General features: G+C 73.2%; 16 protein-coding genes. 11 read left to right on the forward strand and 5 right to left on the reverse strand.

All coding sequences use genetic code 11. From position 1 onward, the window contains the following. Positions 1-6 precede the first annotated feature (6 nt). The 3 genes from AB0L75_RS01365 to AB0L75_RS01375 all read left to right on the forward strand — a co-directional run bounded on the left by AB0L75_RS01365 (position 7) and on the right by AB0L75_RS01375 (position 2,988). Positions 7-663 carry a phosphatidylserine decarboxylase gene (locus AB0L75_RS01365; protein ID WP_069777828.1) on the forward strand — a complete coding sequence of 219 codons (657 nt, stop codon included), beginning with the start codon at positions 7-9 and terminating at the stop codon, positions 661-663. A 22-nt stretch (positions 664-685) separates the two neighbouring features. Further along, the gene (gene pssA, locus AB0L75_RS01370) at positions 686-1,507 is read left to right on the forward strand and encodes a CDP-diacylglycerol--serine O-phosphatidyltransferase (protein ID WP_076094416.1); all 822 of its coding nucleotides are present in this window, start codon (positions 686-688) and stop codon (positions 1,505-1,507) included. A gap of 317 nt (positions 1,508-1,824) precedes the next feature. Then, entirely contained in the window at positions 1,825-2,988 is a 1,164-nt protein-coding gene (locus AB0L75_RS01375; RefSeq protein ID WP_365173736.1) for an alpha/beta fold hydrolase, read from the forward strand. Between the two features lie 46 nt (positions 2,989-3,034). Here AB0L75_RS01375 and AB0L75_RS01380 read toward each other — a convergent pair whose 3' ends face one another. After that, on the reverse strand, positions 3,035-4,153 hold the full coding sequence (locus AB0L75_RS01380) for a glycerate kinase (protein ID WP_365174834.1): 1,119 nt from the start codon (positions 4,151-4,153) through the stop codon (positions 3,035-3,037). 183 nt (positions 4,154-4,336) lie between these two features. Between AB0L75_RS01380 and AB0L75_RS01385 the strand changes: the two genes are divergently transcribed. The 3 genes from AB0L75_RS01385 to AB0L75_RS01395 all read left to right on the forward strand — a co-directional run bounded on the left by AB0L75_RS01385 (position 4,337) and on the right by AB0L75_RS01395 (position 7,060). After that, a complete protein-coding gene (locus AB0L75_RS01385; protein ID WP_365173739.1) occupies positions 4,337-5,413 on the forward strand; it encodes an ADP-ribosylglycohydrolase family protein in 1,077 nt (358 codons plus the stop codon). Positions 5,414-5,441: 28 nt separating this feature from the next. Further along, on the forward strand, positions 5,442-5,936 hold the full coding sequence (locus AB0L75_RS01390; protein ID WP_365173741.1) for an NUDIX hydrolase: 495 nt from the start codon (positions 5,442-5,444) through the stop codon (positions 5,934-5,936). A gap of 107 nt (positions 5,937-6,043) precedes the next feature. Then, entirely contained in the window at positions 6,044-7,060 is a 1,017-nt protein-coding gene (locus tag AB0L75_RS01395; protein ID WP_365173743.1) for a molybdopterin-dependent oxidoreductase, read from the forward strand. Positions 7,061-7,078: 18 nt separating this feature from the next. Here AB0L75_RS01395 and AB0L75_RS01400 read toward each other — a convergent pair whose 3' ends face one another. The 4 genes from AB0L75_RS01400 to AB0L75_RS01415 form a co-directional block, all read right to left on the reverse strand. Beyond that, on the reverse strand, positions 7,079-7,576 hold the full coding sequence (locus AB0L75_RS01400; RefSeq protein ID WP_365173746.1) for a methylated-DNA--[protein]-cysteine S-methyltransferase: 498 nt from the start codon (positions 7,574-7,576) through the stop codon (positions 7,079-7,081). Between the two features lie 45 nt (positions 7,577-7,621). Continuing rightward, complete coding sequence (locus AB0L75_RS01405; protein ID WP_365173748.1) at positions 7,622-9,109, reverse strand: AlkA N-terminal domain-containing protein; 1,488 nt, start codon at positions 9,107-9,109, stop codon at positions 7,622-7,624. 112 nt (positions 9,110-9,221) lie between these two features. Next, positions 9,222-10,106, reverse strand: a complete 885-nt coding sequence (locus tag AB0L75_RS01410; RefSeq protein ID WP_365173751.1) for a methylenetetrahydrofolate reductase — start codon at positions 10,104-10,106, stop codon at positions 9,222-9,224. 538 nt (positions 10,107-10,644) lie between these two features. Continuing rightward, on the reverse strand, positions 10,645-11,118 hold the full coding sequence (locus AB0L75_RS01415; protein ID WP_365174836.1) for a MarR family transcriptional regulator: 474 nt from the start codon (positions 11,116-11,118) through the stop codon (positions 10,645-10,647). Positions 11,119-11,721: 603 nt separating this feature from the next. Here AB0L75_RS01415 and AB0L75_RS01420 point away from each other — a divergent pair. The 5 genes from AB0L75_RS01420 to AB0L75_RS01440 all read left to right on the forward strand — a co-directional run bounded on the left by AB0L75_RS01420 (position 11,722) and on the right by AB0L75_RS01440 (position 19,082). After that, positions 11,722-13,581, forward strand: a complete 1,860-nt coding sequence (locus AB0L75_RS01420) for a chloride channel protein (RefSeq protein WP_365173754.1) — start codon at positions 11,722-11,724, stop codon at positions 13,579-13,581. A 247-nt stretch (positions 13,582-13,828) separates the two neighbouring features. Continuing rightward, positions 13,829-14,530: a phenylalanine--tRNA ligase beta subunit-related protein gene (locus tag AB0L75_RS01425; RefSeq protein WP_365173757.1), complete on the forward strand. Its 702-nt coding sequence runs from the start codon at positions 13,829-13,831 to the stop codon at positions 14,528-14,530. Positions 14,531-14,574: 44 nt separating this feature from the next. Further along, positions 14,575-16,062 (forward strand): PLP-dependent aminotransferase family protein, encoded by a 1,488-nt coding sequence (locus tag AB0L75_RS01430; protein WP_365174841.1) that lies wholly within the window; start codon positions 14,575-14,577, stop codon positions 16,060-16,062. Positions 16,063-16,416: 354 nt separating this feature from the next. Further along, positions 16,417-17,472, forward strand: coding sequence for a serine hydrolase domain-containing protein (locus AB0L75_RS01435; RefSeq protein ID WP_365173759.1), 1,056 nt, complete (start codon positions 16,417-16,419; stop codon positions 17,470-17,472). Next, complete coding sequence (locus AB0L75_RS01440) at positions 17,469-19,082, forward strand: alpha/beta hydrolase (protein ID WP_365173761.1); 1,614 nt, start codon at positions 17,469-17,471, stop codon at positions 19,080-19,082. Before AB0L75_RS01435 ends, AB0L75_RS01440 begins: the two co-directional genes overlap by 4 nt. The last annotated feature ends 22 nt before the right edge of the window (positions 19,083-19,104 follow it).

The raw sequence follows: 19,104 nt of genomic DNA on the forward strand, positions 1-19,104 counted from the left end.
TCATCCATGCCCCACAGCCAAACCTCTGCACCTCGCGACAGCCGAGCCGGCGTACGCCTCGCGCGCGGAGCATCGCCGTGGCTTCTCCCGACCGTCGCCACCGCAGCCCTCAGCCTGGCCCGCGCCCGACGCTCCGGCGCGGCCAGGGCCGTGGCCGTGCCCGCCACCGCGCTCGCGGCGGGCATGCTGTGGTTCTTCCGCGACCCCGAGCGCGAGATCGGCTCCGGCCGGGTGATCTCACCCGCCGACGGCGTGGTGCAGAGCATCATGCCGTGGAAGGACGGACGCACCCGCGTCGCGATCTTCATGAGCCCGCTGAACGTCCACGTCAACCGCGCGCCCCTCGCGGGTACGGTGACGTCCGTCGAGCACATCCCGGGCGGCTTTGTTCCTGCTTTCAACAAGGAGAGCGAGAACAACGAGCGCGTAGTCTGGCATTTCGACACCGAACTCGGCGACATCGAGATGATCCAGATCGCCGGCGCGGTGGCCCGTCGCATCGTGCCCTACCTCCCTGAGGGCACGAAGGTCGAGCAGGGCGACCGTATCGGTCTGATCCGCTTCGGCTCGCGTGTCGACCTCTACCTGCCCGAGGGCGTGGAGGTCGCGGTCGAGGTCGGACAGAAGACCGTGGCTGGGGTGACTCGCATTGACCGTGATTGATCCGGAGACCCAGGCGGGCTGGGTGCCCGAGGCCGACGAGGTGGACGACGAGGAGGAGATGCCTCTCTCTCTGCGCCTGTCGATAGCGGACACGCTCACCCTGGGTAATGCCACGTGCGGCTTCATGGCGGTGTACTTCACCACCACCGGCATCCTGATCCCGCATCTGACAGGCAACGACGAGTCCGCGGGCATGGCGCGGCACAGCGCCGCCACGGCCGTCATCCTGATGCTCTGCGCGGCCGTCTTCGACCTGTTCGACGGACTGGTGGCGCGCAAGCTGCGCTCCTCGCCCATGGGCGCGGAGCTGGACAACCTCTCCGACCTGATCAGCTTCGGCCTCGCGCCGGCGTACTTCGTGCTCGTGTACGGCATGGTCGCGGACGACGCGCACCAGCGGATGGCGGCGCTGGGGGCAATCGTGGTGCTCCTGGCGGTCGTCCTGCGGCTGGCCCGCTTCTCGTGCGTGACGATGAAGGACGGCATGTTCCAGGGCATGCCCAGCCCCTTCGGCGCGCTGACCGTGGTCTCCATCGTCCTGCTGGAGCTGCCCTTCGTGGCGACGCTGCTGGCCATCCTGGGCACGGCGTGGCTGATGGTGAGCCGGGTGGAGTACCCGAAGCCGCGGGGCCGCCTCGCCGGCGCGATGCTCTCCTGGATCGTGCTGTCCATGGGCCTGCTGGCCGCCTGGGCGTTCGACGCCCCGGGCGGTCAGCTGCTGCTCCAGACCGGCTGTGCGCTGCAGCTGGTCATGGGCGCGGTGATCCCGCTGTTCGCCACGGCCCGCCGGGTGAACAACTTCCGCGACAACCGACGCGAGGCGCGGGCGGCGCAGCTGCCCTGACGCCCCGCACCGGCACCCCGGGTGTGGCCCGAGCCTGAACGGCTCGGGCCACACCCGTTTTGCGTTCAACAGGCTCGCCCGTTTCCCGTTGACCAGTCAACTAGGCCTGTTCTACGCTGAGTTGCGACGGGCACCGGGGGCGAGGAAGGTGGAGAAGGGGAGGGCATTGCCAGTGGCATGTGCCATACACCAGGGGCCCCTCTCGCTCTCTCGCCCTCTCTCCGGATCGGAGAACCGCCATGTCCGCACTGGTCACCGCGGATTACCACGTTCCGCATAAATCTACGATTCCGGCGAACAAGGATGAAGCGGTCACGTTGTTCGTACGGGAGTACAGGAAGGACAACGTCCCCGAGACCAAGCCCGTGCTGATGCTCCACGGCAGAAGCGCCCCCGCGGTCGCGGGGTTCGACCTCGTCGTGCCCCATGGCTTCGGCCTCGGCGGCTCGGAGACCCGCTACAGCTGGGCACAGGAACTGGCGCAGCACGGCTACGACGTGTTCCTCATGGATCTGCAGGGCAACGGGCTCTCCCCACGTCCGAAGATGGACGATCCCTGCAACGCCAACCCGGCCCAGCAGCAGGTCCTGGTCCCCAACCCGCTGGCGCAGCCGTGCCCGCCGCCACCGCCCTATCCGTTCCAGCTCGGCAACTCCGAGAGCGAGTGGGCGGAGCTGGACACCGTGGTCCAGTTCATCAGGGGTCTCTCCCCCGACCGGGACAAGCCGATCGACTTCGTCGGCTGGTCCGCGGGCGCGTTCGTGATGGGCCCCTACACCATCCAGCACCCGGAGAACGTCGACCACCTGATCCTGCTGGCCCCCATCTTCCCGCCCGGCGGCCGCTGGTCCACCCACATCGAGTCCCCCTTCGGGCGTCCGCCCGACGGCCTGAACCTGCCCGTGTCCAAGCCCGCCGTCCAGTTCGGCTTCCCGATGAACGTGGGCGGCAAGACCGGCTTCAAGACCGGCTGGGACCTGGAGCAGGGCAGCCCGGAGCAGCGGGAGCCCGGCATGGTGGACGAGGTGTGGCAGGCCGCGATGGACAACGACGACCTCGGCGCCAAGTGGGGACCCGCCCTGCCGGACGGCTCGTACGAGGGCGTGCTGCGCTACCGGAACACCTTCTGGTGGGGCTGGAACAACCAGACCGTGCCGCTCAGGGACGACTCGGGCACGCCGGTGCTCGGCGGCCGGGTGCCGGTGCTCATCGTCTACGGAGCACTGGACCGGCAGGCCAACAACCCGCCCTCACTGCCCCCGGTCGCGCACTTCTCCGTCCCGGACCTGTTCCAGGCCATCGCCGGGCCCGAGAAGCTCATGTTCTGCTTCGCCGACGCCGGGCACTCCATGGTCTGGGAGCGCGAGGCGAAGACGCTGCACGACATCTCGCAGCAGTGGCTCAAGGACGGCAAGGTGTTCGGCGTCACGGCCGGAAGCTACTTCCGGGACCCGGACGGCGAGCTGACCCCCCTGCAGTAGCCGCGGGACGGGCGGGCGCCACGCCCGCCCGTTGTCCGGCTCCCGCTCAGGCCAGCCGGTCCCGCGCGATCCGCTCCGCCACGTCCTCCAGAATCGGCCCGGCCTCCGCGATGCACCGCGCCACGTCCGGCTCGACCGAGGTGAGCGGGTACGCCTTGCGGATCCCGGCCCGCTCCAGCGCCCGGACGGGCAGGGCGAGCCGGCCGCACACCGCGACGGCCTCCTTGCCCGCGGCCCGCGCGGCGGCGGCGACCCCCGCCGGCGCCTTGCCGTGCAGCGTCTGCTCGTCCAGCGACCCCTCACCGGTGATCACCAGATCGGCTCGCTCCAGCGCCGGCGCGAAGCCGAGGACGTCGAGCATGACCTCGATGCCGGGCCGGAAGCGGGCGCCCAGGAGCAGCGCGCCGTAGCCGATGCCGCCCGCGGCGCCCGCGCCCGGCGCCGCCGCGTACTCGGCGGCACGCGGCCCCACGGCCGCCTCCAGCACCTCGGCGAAGTGCGCGAGGGCCGCGTCCAGGGTCTCCACGTCGTCGGGGGACGCGCCCTTCTGCGGGCCGTACACCGCCGGTGCCCCCTTCGGGCCGGTCAGCGGGTTGTCGACGTCGCTGGCCAGCACCAGCTCCACGGAGGACAGCCGCGGGTCCAGCCCGGACAGGTCGGCGCGCGCCAGATCCGCCAGCCCGCCGCCGCCCGTCGTCACCGGCTCGCCGCCGTCGTCCAGGAACCGGGCGCCCAGCGCCGCCAGCATGCCCGCGCCGCCGTCGGTCGTGGCGCTGCCGCCGACACCGAACACGATCGTCCGCGCGCCCGCGTCGAGCGCGGCCCGGAGCAGCTCGCCGGAGCCGTACGTCGAGGCCGTCAGGGGCGCGAAGACCCCGGCCGGGAGGCGCTGGAGGCCGCTGGCCTCCGCCATCTCCACGACCGCGGTCGAGCCGCGCAGCGCGAAGGCGGCCGTCACCTCCTGGCCCAGCGGCCCGGCGACCCGCACCTCGCGCCGCTCGAAACCGGCCGCGACCGCCGCGTCCACCGTCCCGTCGCCGCCGTCGGCCACCGGCAGCGCCTCGACCCGCAGGTCCGGCACGACCCGGCGCAGCCCGGCCGTCACCCGCTCGGCGACCTGCACGGCCGTCAGCGAGCCCTTGAACTTGTCCGCGGCGATGAGCACCCGACGGGTCTCGTTCACTGCAGCGTCCGCCACCTTGCTTTCCCCTTGCTCTCCGGGCCCCGCGCACGTCAGGGCCAGTCGCGCCGTTGCGACCATAACCTCAGCAGGCCCCCGGCGTCATGCTCCGACCGAAGGCTGGGAAGCACCTGGGAGCGTCCTGGGGAAAACGGGTAGACCCCAGCCATGACCAGCCAGCGCCTCACTTCGGCCGACCTCGCCGACCGGATCCACGGCGGCTGGGTCGGCCGGATCGCGGGCAACATGCTCGGCAAGCCGGTCGAGCAGGGCGAGGTGTGGACCCGCGAGCGCATCGACGGCTATCTGGCCAGGGCCGCGGCGCTGCCGCTCACCGACTATCTGCCCGAGCCCGCCGACCCGGCCGACGGCGCCGTGCTGCGCCCGGAGTGGCGTGAGTGCGTGCGCGGCCGGATCCACGGCAGCGTGCGCGACGACGACGTCGACTACGCGGTCCTCGGACTGCACCTGCTGGAGACGTACGGCTTCGGCTTCAGCACCGAGCAGGTCGGCGAGCTGTGGCTGCTCAGACTGCCGTACCTGCAGACCTTCACCGCGGAGCGGGCGGCGTACCGCAACCTCGCGTGCGGGCTGAAGCCGCCGCTGACGGCGACGTACGACAACCCGTACCAGGAGTGGATCGGCGCGCTGATCCGCGCCGACGTGCACGGCTGGACCCGCCCCGGCGACCCGGCCGGCGCCGCCGGCCTCGCCCGCCGGGACGCGGTGCTGTCGCACACCGGGAACGGCGTCTACGGCGCCATGTGGGCGGCCGCGCTGATCTCGGCGGCGTTCACCGCGCCGACCGTGCGGGACGCGCTGGAGAGCGCGCTCGGCGTGATCCCGGCGAGCAGCCGGCTCGCCCGTACCGTACGGCGGGTCATGACCCTGCACGAGACGCGACTGCCCTGGGAGGAGACCCTGGCCACGCTGACCGCGGAGACGGCGGGGCTCGGCTGGATCCACACGGTGCCCAACGCCGCCGTCCTCACCGCCGGGCTGCTGTACGGCGACGGCGACTTCACCCGGACCATCGCGCTGACCGTGCGCGGCGGCCTGGACACCGACTCCAACGGGGCGACGGCCGGCTCGGTGGCCGGGGTCCGCACCGGCGCGGCCGCGATCCCGGCCCGGTGGAAGGACCCGCTGGAGGACACGGTACGGAGCGCGGTGTTCGGCTTCGACGGCGTACGGATCAGTGCGCTGGCAACACGCACCCTGCGCCTGGCCACGGCCGGGCCGTAGCGGTCCGGCGGCTGGTTACCCTTCCTCAATGACCACCACTCCTGACTTCGCCGCGTACATCGCGGGCCTGCCCCGTGTCCTCGCCGGTGCCGCCGCGCTCTTCCGGGACGCCGAGGGGCGCGTGCTGCTGGTCGAGCCCAATTACCGCGAGGGCTGGGCGCTTCCGGGCGGCACGATCGAGTCGGACCACGGGGAGACGCCGCGCCAGGGCGCCCGCCGGGAGACCCTGGAGGAGATCGGGCTCGACCGGGAACTGGGCCGGCTGCTGGCCGTGGACTGGGTGCACGGCACGGCACGGCCGCCCCTGGTGGCGTACCTGTACGACGGCGGCGTCCTCACGGAGACCGATCTGAAGGCCATCCGCCTGCAGGAGGAGGAGCTGCTGTCCTGGCGGCTGGTCCCGCGCGAGGAGGTCACCGGCCATCTGCCCGGCGCCCTCGGCCGCCGCGTCCTGACCGCCCTGGACGTCCTCACGCACGGCACCGGTGCCGCGGAACTGGAGAACGGCCACCGGGTGGCGTGACCGCGACGTCCATGCCCGTGACGCATGGACGCAGCCCAACCGGCATTTCATCCGGCTCCTGAAGGGTGTCTAGGCTGACGGAACTCACGTCTGAGGGGGAGACGATCATGCGGATCACGCCCGCGATGCTCCATGAGGGCTTCGGCCTGGTGCAGCGGCTGCGGCCCGAGCACCTGACGTCCTTCGTCACCGCGGAAGCGGACCTGTTCTCGGTCTGGCACCTGGGCATCCCCGATGTCTCACCGGACTCCTGGACGCTGCGCGTCGGCGGACTGGTCACCCGCGAACTGACCCTGTCGCTCGACGACTTGAGGGCACTGCCGCAGACGGAGATCACCGCCGTGCACGAATGCGCCGGCAGCCCGCTGGCGCCCACCGTTCCGCAGCGGCGGGTGGGCAACGTCCGCTGGACCGGTGTCCGGCTCACCGACCTCCTCGGCCTCGCCGGGATCGCGGACGGCGCCGCCTATGTCATCTCCACCGGCGTCGATCACGGCGTGTTCGACGGCACCCGCCACGAGCGGTACGAAAAGGACCTCCCCCTCGCCAGGGCACTGGACGGCAGTGCCCTGGTGGCCCTCTCGGTCAACGGCGTCCCGCTGCCCGTACGGCGGGGCGGCCCGCTGCGCCTGGTGGTGCCGGGCTACTACGGCACCAACTCGACCAAGTGGCTGGACTCCCTGACCGTCTCCGACCACCGCAGCGCCGGAGCGTTCACCACCAGGTACTACATGGACCGGCCCGACGACGGCTCCGGCGACGCCGTTCCGGTGTGGGAGCTGGCACCCAACTCATGCCTGGTCGCCCCCGTCGACGGCACCGTGCACGCCGGCGAACCGGTCGAGATCTGGGGATGGGCCTGGGCGGACGAGCCGGTCCGCTCCGTGGAGGTGACGACCGACGGAGGGCGGCACTGGACCCCGGCCCGGGTCGCCCCGCGCTCCGCGTACGGCTGGCAGCGGTTCAGCTGCCCCTGGACGCCGCGTTCGGCCGGCGAGTATGTCCTCGCCTGCCGCGCGACGACCGACTCGGGAGCGACACAGCCCACCACGCCGCGCCGCAACCGCGTCCACCAGCGCATCGTCTTCGTCGAGCTCGCCGCACCCGCCGGCGGGCAGCGCTGAGCGCCGAGTCCCCGCTCCTCACGACGGGAACAGCACCGCTCCGCGCTCGAAGTCCAGCAGGCGGCGCTTGCGGTCCAGGCCGCCGCCGTAGCCGGTGAGGCTGCCGTCGGAACCGATCACGCGATGGCAGGGGACGATGATGCCGACGGGGTTGCGGCCGTTGGCGAGCCCCACCGCGCGCGATGCCCCGGGGCTGCCGAGGGCGTCGGCGAGTTGGCCGTAGGTGCGGGTCTCGCCGTAGGGGATGCGGGTCAGCTGCTCCCAGACGCCGCGCTGGAACGGCGTTCCCTGCAGGGCGAGTTCGAGGGTGAACCGCTGCAACTCGCCCGCGAAGTACGCCGACAGCTGCTCCTTCGCCGCGGCGAAGCAGGGCAGATCGTCGTCGCGCGGGCCGAAGTTCTCCTCGGGCGGGCGGTGTCGCTGGCCGGCCATGTACAGGCCGCACAGGGCGCCGTCGGCGTCGGCGACCAGGGTGAGCGGGCCGTAGGGGCTGTCGGTCACGGTGTGGGACGTCATGGGTGTCGTCATAGGTGTCGTCACAGGTGTCACGAGGGAACCTTCTTACACGGGCAGGAAGTTGATGGGGTGGCTGTCGGTCGCCCACAGGTACTGGACGGCGTACGCCCGCCAGGGCCGCCAGGCCTCGGCTCGGGCGGTGACCGCGGCCGGGGTGGCGGGCAGTCCCAGCTCCTGGGCCGCGCGCCGGATACCGAGGTCGGTGGGGAGGAAGGCGTCGGGGTCACCGAGGGCGCGCATGGCGATGACATCGACCGTCCAGGGCCCGAAACCGGGCAGCGCCAGCAGCCGGGCGCGGGCCTCGGCCCAGTCGGACTCGACGCCCAGGCTGAGGGTGCCGTCGGCGAGTTCGCGGACGAGGGTGGTGAAGGTGGTGCGCCGGGTGCGGGGCATCGCCAGGGACTCGGGGTCGAGGGCGGCCAGTGCCTCGGGCGCCGGGAAGAGGTGGGTGAGGCCGCCCTCGGGGTCGTCCAGGGGCTTGCCGTGCGCCAGGACCAGACGGGCCGCGTGGGTACGGGCGGCGGCCGTGGAGACCTGCTGCCCGAGCACGGCACGGACGGCGAACTCGGCCTCGTCGACCGTGCGTGGCACCCGGCGGCCCGGGGCCTTGTCGACCAGGGGCGCGAGGAACGGGTCCGTGCGCAGGTGGTCGTCCACGGCGACGGGGTCGGCGTCCAGGTCGAGCATGCGGCGGCAGCGGCTGATCGCCACGTTCAGGTCGCGCAGATCGCTGAGCGCGAGCCGGCAGGCGATGTGGTCGGGGCGCGGGGCGAGGGAGACGATCCCATGGCCGTACGGCAGCCGGAGCGTGCGCCGGTAGGTTCCCTCCCGCCATTCCTCGACGCCGGGTACGGCGGTGGCGGCGAGGTGGCCGAAGAGGTTGGAGGGGTTGAGCGGGGCGCGGAACGGCAGCCGCAGGCTGAGCCCGCCGGGCAGGCCGGCCCCGGCCTTCGGTGCGCGGCCGCGCAGCTCGCTCGGGGTCAGGGCGAAGACCTCGCGGACGGTCTCGTTGAAGGTGCGGATGGAGGAGAAACCGGCCGCGAAGGCGATCTCCGCCATGGGCAGCGCGCTGGTCTCGATGAGCAGCCGCGCGGTCTGGGCGCGCTGGGCACGGGCGAGCGCGAGCGGGCCCGCGCCCAGTTCCGCGAGCAGCTGCCGCTCCACCTGGCGGGTGCTGTAGCCGAGCCGGCCGGCGAGCCCCGGCACGCCCTCGCGGTCCACGATCCCGTCGGCGATGAGCCGCATCGCGCGGGCCACCAGATCGGCGCGGTGGTTCCACTCCGGGGAGCCGGGGCTGGTGTCCGGGCGGCAGCGTTTGCAGGCCCGGAACCCAGCCTGCTGGCAGGCGGCCGCGCTCGGGTAGAACGTCATGTTCTCCGGCTTGGGCGGGACGACGGGGCAGCTGGGCCGGCAGTAGATCCGGGTGGTCAGGACGGCCGTGAAGAACCATCCGTCGAACCGCGCGTCCTTGGACCGGACGGCGCGTACGCAGTGTTCCCGGTCCAGGTGCGTCGCTGTCTGCGCTGTCTGCATACGTCCAGCATCGGCCACGCGCACCGGCGATCGCTGGCGGAATTCCGACACCAGCATGCCCCGGCCTGCCGGGATCCGGATCCAGGTGTCCCTGGTCGGGCTGCGCCCCGCCTCACGGGGCGGGTGTGCCCGAGATGGTCCGGCGGAAACCGGCGACCCACTCGGCGGTGTGGCGCAGGCCGCCGAAGGTGTAGAAGTGCACCTTCACCGCGCCGTGCCGCTCCGGGTCGTAGCGGTGGGCGAGCGTGTGCAGGAAGCGGTCCGGGCCGGTCGTGCCCATGAGGTTGGTCAGCGAGAAGCCGTATTTGCGGGCGATGGAGGCGCTGGTCGCGACGCCGAACCGGCCGGCATAGCCGAGCAGCCGGCGTACGCCCGCCGGGCCGGGCACGCCGATGCGGACGGGCAGGTGGACACCGCGGGCGCGAGCGGCCTCCAGCCAGGTGAGGACCGGGTCGACGTCGAAGCCGAACTGGGTGATGACGTCGCCGCCGAAGCGGTGCACCCCGAGGGCCGCCGCCTTGTCGGTGAGCGCCGACCACAGCGTGCGGTCGGCTATCGCGGGGTGGCCGTCCGGGTAGCCGCTGATGCCGATGTGGCGGACGCCGTGCTTCTGGAGCAGGCCGGTACGCAGCACGGCGAGGGCGTCCTCGTAGGGGCCCTCGGGGCGGGCGGGGTCGCCGCCGACGACGAAGACGTTCTCGGCGGTGCCGTCCGCGGCCAGCCCGGACAGGAACTCCTCCAGGGCGGCGCGGGAGGGGAGGCGGCGCGCGGAGATGTGCGGTACGGGGACGAAACCGAGCCGCTTGACCGCACGGGCGGCCGCCAGCCGCATGCCGAGGTCCTCGCCGGCGAGGAACGTGATGTTGATCCGGGTGCCCCGCGGAATGCTGCCCTGCGCCTCCTCCAGCCGGGGCACGTCCTTGCCGGTCATCTCCAGGGAGAAGTCGTCCAGCAGAGCGGCACCGACGGCCGGGGGGACGGTGAGAGCGGGGTTCATCGTGCTCCTCGTACGACGGCGTTCCTGACCTCGCCCGATGATGCCACGCGAAGCGCGACGCGCCGGACCGGGGCCGGGGTCGGGCCGGTGGGGGGGCTGGACCCTGCGGGACCACCGAGGATCCAGAGGATCCAGAGGATCCGACTGTGGGAAATCCCGACGGTCAGGAACCGGACCACCGGGGTATCGGCCGCCAGGTACCGGACCGGGGGACCCGGCCGCCCAGGAATCCGGCCGCCCAGGAATCCGACCGCCGGGTATCCGGAACGCCCGGGAATCCGACCACCAGAGAACCGGCCCGCCCGAACCTGAAACGCCGGGGCCGGACCGCCGGGATCCGCAACGCTAGAAATCCGGCCACCAGGGCGCCGAGATCCGAACCTCCAGAAACCCGACCGTCAGGAACCCGACCCGCCCGCATCCGGACCGCCGGAAATCCAGAACACCCGGGAATCCAACCGCCACAGACGCGGCCGCCAGGGAACCGATCGCCGGGAATTCCAACTGCCCACGGCCGGGGCCGGGCGGTGTCGGTTTGTTATGGCGCGGGGTTCAGGGGGTCGTCGACCACGCCCGCCAGACGGCCCGCCTCCTCGGACGGGGTGAGGCCGGGATCCAGGTCACCGGCGACGGCCGTGAGTGCGGTGAGCGCCGGGACCAGGCCGGCGCGCTCCTGCGCGGGCAACCGTTCCACCAGAGCCCGGATCTCCGCGCGGCGATGGCGCAGCACCTGGTCCACCAGTTCCTCCCCCGCGGCGGTCAGCCGCAGCACGACCTCACGGCGGTTGCCGGGGTTGACCCGCCGGTCGGTGAGCCCCAGGACCTCCAGGCGCTCGACCATGCGCAGCGCCGTGGACGGCGTGACGCCCAGCGTGGCGGCCATGGCGGCGAGTTTGATCGGGCCGCAGGTGTGCAGGGCGACCAGGGAGCGCAGCTGGGGCAGGGTGAGCGGCACGTCGACGGAGGCAAGGGCCCGGGCGGAGAGGGCAACGATCAGCCGCGAGGCCGCCATCACCGCGAGCGTGACCGCCTCGGCCTCCCGGTCCAACTCCTCCTCGGCCCCCGCAGCGCCCTCCAGCGCGTCCTTGATTCCCGCCTCGCCAGAGCCTGCCGTGCCGTCCGGCGTCCGCGCGGGTGCTCCCGTCCGCCCCCGCGCCTGCTCCGGACGGCCGTCCTGCTGGGCCATGCGCTCCTCGCTCCCTTTTCCGCTGTCCACGACTCGGACACTACCTGTCACCCATGGTGACCATTGCAGACTGCAATGATAAAGTGCGGGCAACCGGACCGCGCGGGCGCGACGGCTCCGGCGCCGAGGGTGATGACCATGAGATCCGAGCCGACACACGAAGCCTATTTCTTCGTACGCCCACGCTGAGGGCACCGGCCGCACCCCTTCCCCGACACACGCGCGACGAAGCGCGTCCGTCCGCATGCCCGATGTCCGCAACTGCCCCGCCTATCCCGCCTGTTCACCTCCTCCTCACGGGCAGCGCCGCCCGAATCGGCCGGTGCCCGGCTGCCGGTCACCCCTGCCCCGACACGGGCGGGGACCGGCACCGGGGCCACCCGGTCATGCCCCGTCCGCCCCTGCCGCCGTACCCCTTACGGAGCGACCATGCCGCCGCAGTCACCGACTCCCGCCAGGCCCCAGGCCCCCACCCGCCCTCTGCCCGCGCTCAAAGTCCCGCACCTGGGCGACTTCCATGTACCTCCGCGCGTCGTCGTGATCACGGCGCTGGCCGTCCCCGTCGGCGCCGTCGCCGCGCTGGTGGCCGCCGGTCTGCTGAAGCTGATCGCGCTGATCACCAACCTCGCCTTCCTGGGCCGCCCGGGTTTCGGCTCCGCCGTGCCCGCGGACACCCCGCACCGCTGGCTGCTCGCGGTGATGCCGGTGCTGGGCGGACTGGCCGTCGGGGTCATAGCCCGCTACGGCTCGGAGAAGATACGCGGCCACGGCATGCCGGAGGCGATCGAGTCGATCCTGGTGGGCGGCAGCCGGGTGCAGCCGCGTGTCGCCGTGCTGAAGCCCGCCTCGGCCGCGATATCCATCGGCACCGGCGGTCCGTTCGGCGCGGAGGGCCCGATCATCATGACCGGCGGTGCCGTCGGCTCCCTGCTGGCCCAGTTCCTCAAGGTCACCACGGACGAGCGCAAGGCGCTGCTGGTGGCGGGTTCCGCCGCCGGCATGGCCGCGACCTTCAACGCGCCGCTCGCCTCCATCCTGCTCGCGGTCGAACTGCTGCTCTTCGAATGGCGGCCGCGCTCCTACCTGCCGGTCGCCGTCTCCGCCGTGACCGCCACCCTGGTGCGCGGCCCGCTGCTCGGCACCGACCCGCTCTTCGGCGGCGCGCATGTGCCGGACCGTATCGGCCTGCCGTCGTACGGACTGTGCGTGGTCGCGGGGGCGGCGGCCGGCCTGCTGGCGCTGGGCGCCACCTCCCTCGTCTACTTCTCCGAGGACCTGTTCTCCCGGCTGCGCATCCACTGGATGTGGTGGCCCGCGCTCGGCGGCGCGATCATCGGCGTGGGCGGACTGATCGAACCGCGCGCCCTGGGGGTCGGCTACGACGTCATCGACGCGCTGCTCACCGGCCACGCCACGGTCGGGCTGATCGTCGGCATCCTGGTCGTGAAGACCCTGATCTGGGGGCTGTCGCTGGGCTCGGGCACCTCCGGTGGCGTGCTCGCGCCCATGTTCATGGTCGGCGGCGCGCTGGGTGCGGCCGAGGCCCTGGTCTTCCCGCACGTCAGCCCCGGCTTCTGGGCCCTGGTCTCGCTGGCCGGCGTGCTCGGCGGGGTCATGCGCTCCCCGCTCACGGGCATCGTCTTCTGCCTGGAACTCACCCATGAGGTCAACGCCCTGATCCCCATGGTGATCACCGCGTCGGCCGCCTACCTGCTCTCGGTGGTGCTGCTGAAGCGGTCGGTGCTCACCGAGAAGCTCGCCCGGCGTGGTCTGCATCTCACCCGCGAGTACTCCGTCGACCCGCTCGAAGTGCATCTCGTACGGCAGTTGGAGACGCCCGCCGGGGTCACCTTCGCCGCCGGCCGCGCCGCCGGCGAGGTCACCGCCCTGCTGCGCGCCGCGCACGAGGCGGGCGACCCCGAGGGGCTGCTGGCCCAGCGCCTGTACCCGGTGCTGGACGCGGACGGCGGGCTGGCCGGTGTCGTCACGCGTGGCGCGCTGATCCACGCCGATCCCGCCGACACCACCCCGCTCGGCGAGCTGGCCCGGCCGGCGCTCACGGCGCACCCCGACGAAACCCTGAGGACGCTCGCCAACCGCATGGCGCAGCACGAGGTCACCCGGCTGCTGGTGGTCACCCGCGAGCCGCGCCCCCGTGTCGAGGGCATCATCGGCCTGCGGCATCTGCTGACCGCGCGCCGCATCGACCTGCACGAGGAGCATCACGCGGAGCGCGTGCTGTCCCTGCGGGCCCGGCGCACCCCGGCACCGGCGCGGGCGGCGAGCTGACCGGACCGCGTGCCCGTCCGAGCGACATCGACACGAGTGGTACCCGCTCACCCGCGAGACCCAGGAGACGGACGCTCCCCCTCGGGCCGACCCGGACCGCCCCGGACCGGCCCGAGCAGGAGCCGTGTGGCTCGCGAGCGCGGTTATGGACCGGTGAGACGTACCGGCTTTGGCTCTGGTGAGCGGGCCATCGCCCCCGGCAGGGTGGTGATCCCGAACCCGAGGAGAACCCGAGGAGCACCCGAGCATGCGATTCCGGCACGCGGCGAGCATCTGGTCCACGTACCCCGAACTGGCCTGCGGCGCGCTCTACGCCACCGGCGTCGACGCGCACAGGGACACCGCGCCGCGCGCCGCCGCGTACACCGCCCGCGCCCTGGACCGGCTGGCCGGCGCCACCGAGGGCGAGTTTCCCGAAGTGCTGGCCTGGCGGCGGACGTTCAGCCGGCTCGGCGTGAAGCCGACGCAGTACCGCAGTGCCTCGGAGTCGCTGCTGCGGCGGCTGCGGAAGGAGGGGACGCTGCCGCGCATCCATCCGCTGGTCGACCTGTGCAACGCGCTGTCCGTGGCCTACGCGGTCCCGGTGGCCGTCCTCGACGTCGACCGGGTCGCCTGGCCGCTGCTGGAGGTGCGGCCGGCCCGCGGCGACGAGACGTACACGGCGTTCGGCGGGGGCATCGAGCATCCCGCGCCCGGCGAGGTGACCTTCGTCGACTCCGCCGGCCGGGCGCACGCCCGGCGCTGGACGCACCGGCAGAGCGGTCACTCGGCGGTCGGCCGGCACACCCGCCGGGTGCTGGTGGTGGCGGAGGCCATGCACGAGGGCGGCGCGGGGATCGTGCCCGAGCTGCTGAAGGCGGTGCAGGAGGAAGTGGCGGCGCACTGGGGCGCCGGCACGGAGTCGGCCGTGCTCAGCGCGGCCGCACCCGACTTCGACTTCGGCGGCTGAGCCCGGCGCATGACAGCATCGCCAGGGTGAACGAGGAGCGAGAGATGCCGGCCGTCGCGGGCGAACTTCGCGGCCGGGGCTCGGACTTCCTGCAGCTGGCGGTCGGTGACCTGCCCGAGGGCGGGAAGGCGGAGTGGCTGGCCGGCCGGCTGCGGCAGGCGATAGCCGACGGCCGCCTGGCGGTGGGCAGCAGACTCCCGCCCACCCGGGTGTTCGCCGCCGAACTGCGCGTCTCCCGCGGGGTGATCACCGAGGCGTACCGCCGGCTCGCCGAGGACGGCCATCTGGAGGGACGCCGCCGCGGGGGCACGGTGGTGGTGGCGGCACCCTGTGCGCCGCGGGATGCCGCCGGGAGCGGGGTCGAAGAGATCGGAGAGGTCGGAGAGGTCGGAGTGTCGCCTTTCTCCCGCGCCCCCGGCGCCGACGTCTTCGACGCATTACGCAACGCCCCGGCCGTCGTCGACTTCACTCCGGGACGGCCGGACCTCGCCGCCTTCCCGAGGAACGCCTGGCTGCGTGCGGAGCGCGCCGTGCTCGCGGGGCTGTCCTACGAGCACCTCGGCTACGGCGACCCCCGTGGCGCCCCCGAGCTGCGGCGGGCCGTGGCCGACTGGCTGGCGCGGATGCGGGGCGTGCGGGTGGAGCCGGACGAGGTGCTGATCCTCGCCGGCACCGCCCAGGCGCTCACCCTGCTGCATCACGTGCTGCGGGCGGACGGCATCGACGCCGTCGCGGTGGAGGACCCGGGCTCGCTCGGCGGCCGCCAGCATCTGGCGAACGGCGGCCTCGGCACCCCGCCGGTACCGGTCGACGAGGACGGCGTCCGGGTGGACGCGCTGCGCGCGACCGGCGCCCGCGCGGTGCTGCTCACCCCGGCCCACCAGTTCCCGACCGGCGTGGTGACCAGCGGCGAGCGCCGACGTGAACTGCTGGGCTGGGCCCGGGACGGCGGGCTGATCCTTGAGGACGACTACGACGCGGAGCACCGCTACGACCGCCCGCCGGTCCCCGCCCTGCGGGCGCTGCTGGCCGACCGCGTGTGCTACATGGGAAGCGTCTCGAAGCTGCTCGCCCCGGCCCTGCGCATCGGCTGGCTGGTGGCCCCGCCCCGCTACCGCGCGGACCTGGTCGACGCCAAGCGTTTCAACGACCTCGGCAACGCGGTGCTTCCGCAGCTGGTCCTCGCCCGGCTGATGGAGTCCGGTGGGCTGGAGCGTCAGCTACGGCTGCTGCGGCGCCGGCACCGCGACCGCCGCGACGCGATGATCGCCGCGCTCGCCGAGCATCTGCCCGGCGGAACCGTGCACGGCGCCGCGGCGGGCCTGCACCTGACCGTCACCTACACCGCGGACGTACCCGACACCGAGTTCGCGGCCGCCGCGCTGGCCCGCGGGGTGAAGTGCCAACCGCTGTCCTGGCACCGGCAGTTGCCCGGCCCGCCCGGTCTCGTCCTCGGCTATGCGGCCACCTCGCCGGGAGCCGTCGCCGAAGGGGTGGCCCTGCTCGGCGGCGTCCTGCGCGAACTGGCCTGAACGGCCCGGCGCGCCACGGGGGTTTCTCCCCCAGGCGCACTGGTGCTGTCCCCAGCACCGAGTCGGCTGCCTGCCGGAGTGATCGGGGGCCGGGCGGTGCCTAGCGTGCTGTCCATGGCCATCCCCCTCTCAAGAGCCTTACACCGCAGGCGAATCGGCCTCGCGGCCGCGGCGACGGCCGTCTTGTTGACCGCCGCACCCGCGTCCTTCGCACAGACACCACCGCAGACACCACCGCAGACATCACGACAGACACCACCACAGTCACTGCCACGGACACTGCCGCAGACGTCGCCCCAGGCTTCGCCGCGGGCGCCCGGCGCGTGCGGCACCCATGACGCCCTACGCCGGTCCGTGCACCACCTGGTCACACACGACCGGATCGCCGGCGCCGCGGTCCTCGTCACCGGCACCGGCACCGGCACGGACGCGTCCTGCGGGCGCTGGGCCGTGACGGACGGAACGGCCGATCTCCGCACCGGCCGCCCGATGAACGCCACCGACCGGCTGCGCGTCGGCAGTGTCACCAAGACCTTCACCGCGACGGTCGTCCTGCAACTCGCCGCCGAGCGGCGCCTGTCCCTGGACGCGCCCGTCGAGCGTTACCTGCCCGGCCTGATCCGCGGGCCCGGCTACGACGGCCGCCGGATCACCGTCCGGCAGATCCTGCAGCACACCAGCGGACTCCCCGACTACCTCGACGCCCCCGCATGGGAGCACCCCGAGCGGCTGCGGTACCGCCACTTCGAGCCGCGCGAACTCATCGCCCAGGCCCTGCGGTTGCCCCACCCGCGGCAGACCTGGCACTACGCGACCACCAACTACCTCATAGCCGGGCTGATCGTGCGGCGGGTCACCGGTCACACCCCCGAGTCGGAGATCACCCACCGCGTCATCGAGCGGCTCGGGCTGCACGACACGTACTGGCCCGGAGACGACCCACGCATCCGAGGGCCGCATTCCCACAGCTACTTCACCGCGGACGACGGCCGCCGCAGGGACGGCACGAGCTGGAACACGACCTTCGGCGGGGTCGGCGGGGCGCTGGTGTCCACACCGGCCGACCTGACCCGGTTCGCCACCGCCCTGTTCGGCGGCCGGCTGCTGCCCGCGGCCCAACTCGCCCAGATGCGGCGGACCGTGGCGGCGGACCCCGACCGGCTCTGGCCCGGCGCCCGTTACGGGCTCGGGCTGATCTCCTCGCCCCTGTCCTGCGGCGGCACCTGGTGGGGCCACGCGGGAACCGTGCCCGGCGGCCACCGGGCACTGGTCGCCGTCGGCCCCGGTGGCCGGAGCGTCGCCGTGGCCCTGAACCAGGTACCGGCAACGCTCCAGGCCGAACTGGACTTCCTCGACGTCGTCGACAAGGCCCTCTGCGAGCGGGGCACGTCCGAAAGGAAAAACGCATGACCGCCTCCCTCTCCCGCGGCACCGGGCACCGCCCGCGCACCGGCCGCGCAGGCCGTCTGGCGGCACGGGTCGCCGTAGCGGCCTCCGTATGCCTGACCGGCACCCTCACCCTGGGCGCCGCCCCCGCCACTGCCCTGACCGCCGCGGCCACCGCAGCCACTGCCGCCGGCGACCCGCTCGCCCGCTACCACCACCAGCACCTGCACTGGAAGAGCTGCCGGCTCGGCCCCGACGACACCACCGACAAGGATCTGGAGCAGGCCGGCGCCCGATGCGCCGACGTCACCGTGCCGTTGGACTACACGCACCCCGAGGGCCGTACGATCACCGTCGCGATCTCCCGGATCCGGGCCACCGACAGCGCCCACCGCATCGGCGCACTGCTGCTCAACAGCGGCGGCCCCGGCGGGCAGACCATCGGCGATCCGCCCTGGGTGCGCAAGGCGATGAAGGGGGTCGGGGCGCGCTACGACGTGGTGGGCGTGGACCCGCGCTTCGTCGGCCGGAGCACCGAGCTGGACTGCCACTGGCCCACCGGCAGCATGTTCCGCGGGGCGGGCACCGGCCGCGCCGGCTTCGACCGCATGGTGGCCTTCTCCGTGGACCTCGCCCGCCGCTGCCGCACGAACGCGGGCGACCTGCTGCCGTACGCCACCACCCGGAACACCGCCCGCGACATGGACGTGATCCGCGCCGCCCTGGGCGACCGCCGGATCTCCTACCTCGGCTACTCGTACGGCAGTTACCTCGGCCAGGTCTACGCGACGATGTTCCCGGACCGGACCGACCGGGTGGTCCTGGACGGCGTGGTGGATCCCGGCCGCTACGGTCCGAGGCTTCTGCGGAGCGCCGAGCAGGCCAACCGCGACGCCCTGGGCGACTGGGCCGGCTGGGCCGCCGCGCACGAGGCGACGTACGGTCTGGGGCGCACCCGGAGCGCGGTGCTGGCGACCGTGAACGCGCTCCAGTCGGCCGCCGCGCACACACCGCTGCGGGTCGGCGGCCACCGGGTGGACGAGCACGCCCTGCCCGTCATCGTCTTCAACGGCCTCTCCCAGGACAACCCCGCGGCCTACGGCGATCTCGCCCAGGCCGTGCGGGACCTGCGGCGCGCCGCCGACGGCCGGGCCGTCTCCCCGTCGCCCTGGCTGGCCGGCACCCTGGACTTTCTGCTGACCGGGCACGACTCCACCTACGGCAGCGCTCAGACGTCGATCCTCTGCGGCGACGTGGCCGCCCCGCGCGACCCGGAGACCTACTGGCGCGACCTGCGGCGCGCCGGGACGCGGGACAAGCTGTTCGCTCCCGTCGCGAACGACATCAACCCCTGCGCGTTCTGGGCACCGCCACGCGAACGCCCCACGACGATCCGCGGCGACCTGCCGGCCCTGCTCGTCAACGCCACGGGTGACCCGCGCACCACCTACCGCGGCGCCCGAACCGTCCACCGCAACTGGCCCAGCTCCCGCCTGGTCACCCTGAGCGGCGCGGACCAGCACGCGGTGTACGGCGTCTTCGGAAGCTCCTGCGTGGACGCCACGGTGAACGCCTACCTCACCACCGGCCACCCCCCGGCCCACGACATCACCTGCCCCCGGCCCACCTCCTGACACGGTCGGCGGGGCAGGCGCG

The sequence above is a fragment of the Streptomyces sp. NPDC052101 genome (assembly GCF_040680235.1).
In the GTDB taxonomy this organism is placed as follows: Bacteria; Actinomycetota; Actinomycetes; order Streptomycetales; family Streptomycetaceae; genus Streptomyces.

What these genes read in the sequence shown, in the direction of transcription:
- AB0L75_RS01365 (WP_069777828.1), top strand. Translation starts at nt 7, where the DNA reads ATGCCCCACAGCCAAACCTCTGCACCTCGCGACAGCCGAGCCGGCGTA.
- AB0L75_RS01385 (WP_365173739.1), top strand. Translation starts at nt 4,337, where the DNA reads ATGACCAGCCAGCGCCTCACTTCGGCCGACCTCGCCGACCGGATCCAC.
- AB0L75_RS01390 (WP_365173741.1), top strand. Translation starts at nt 5,442, where the DNA reads ATGACCACCACTCCTGACTTCGCCGCGTACATCGCGGGCCTGCCCCGT.
- AB0L75_RS01395 (WP_365173743.1), top strand. Translation starts at nt 6,044, where the DNA reads ATGCGGATCACGCCCGCGATGCTCCATGAGGGCTTCGGCCTGGTGCAG.
- AB0L75_RS01400 (WP_365173746.1), bottom strand. Translation starts at nt 7,576, where the DNA reads ATGACGTCCCACACCGTGACCGACAGCCCCTACGGCCCGCTCACCCTG.
- AB0L75_RS01405 (WP_365173748.1), bottom strand. Translation starts at nt 9,109, where the DNA reads ATGCAGACAGCGCAGACAGCGACGCACCTGGACCGGGAACACTGCGTA.
- AB0L75_RS01410 (WP_365173751.1), bottom strand. Translation starts at nt 10,106, where the DNA reads ATGAACCCCGCTCTCACCGTCCCCCCGGCCGTCGGTGCCGCTCTGCTG.
- AB0L75_RS01415 (WP_365174836.1), bottom strand. Translation starts at nt 11,118, where the DNA reads ATGGCGGCCTCGCGGCTGATCGTTGCCCTCTCCGCCCGGGCCCTTGCC.
- AB0L75_RS01420 (WP_365173754.1), top strand. Translation starts at nt 11,722, where the DNA reads ATGCCGCCGCAGTCACCGACTCCCGCCAGGCCCCAGGCCCCCACCCGC.
- AB0L75_RS01425 (WP_365173757.1), top strand. Translation starts at nt 13,829, where the DNA reads ATGCGATTCCGGCACGCGGCGAGCATCTGGTCCACGTACCCCGAACTG.
- AB0L75_RS01430 (WP_365174841.1), top strand. Translation starts at nt 14,575, where the DNA reads ATGCCGGCCGTCGCGGGCGAACTTCGCGGCCGGGGCTCGGACTTCCTG.
- AB0L75_RS01440 (WP_365173761.1), top strand. Translation starts at nt 17,469, where the DNA reads ATGACCGCCTCCCTCTCCCGCGGCACCGGGCACCGCCCGCGCACCGGC.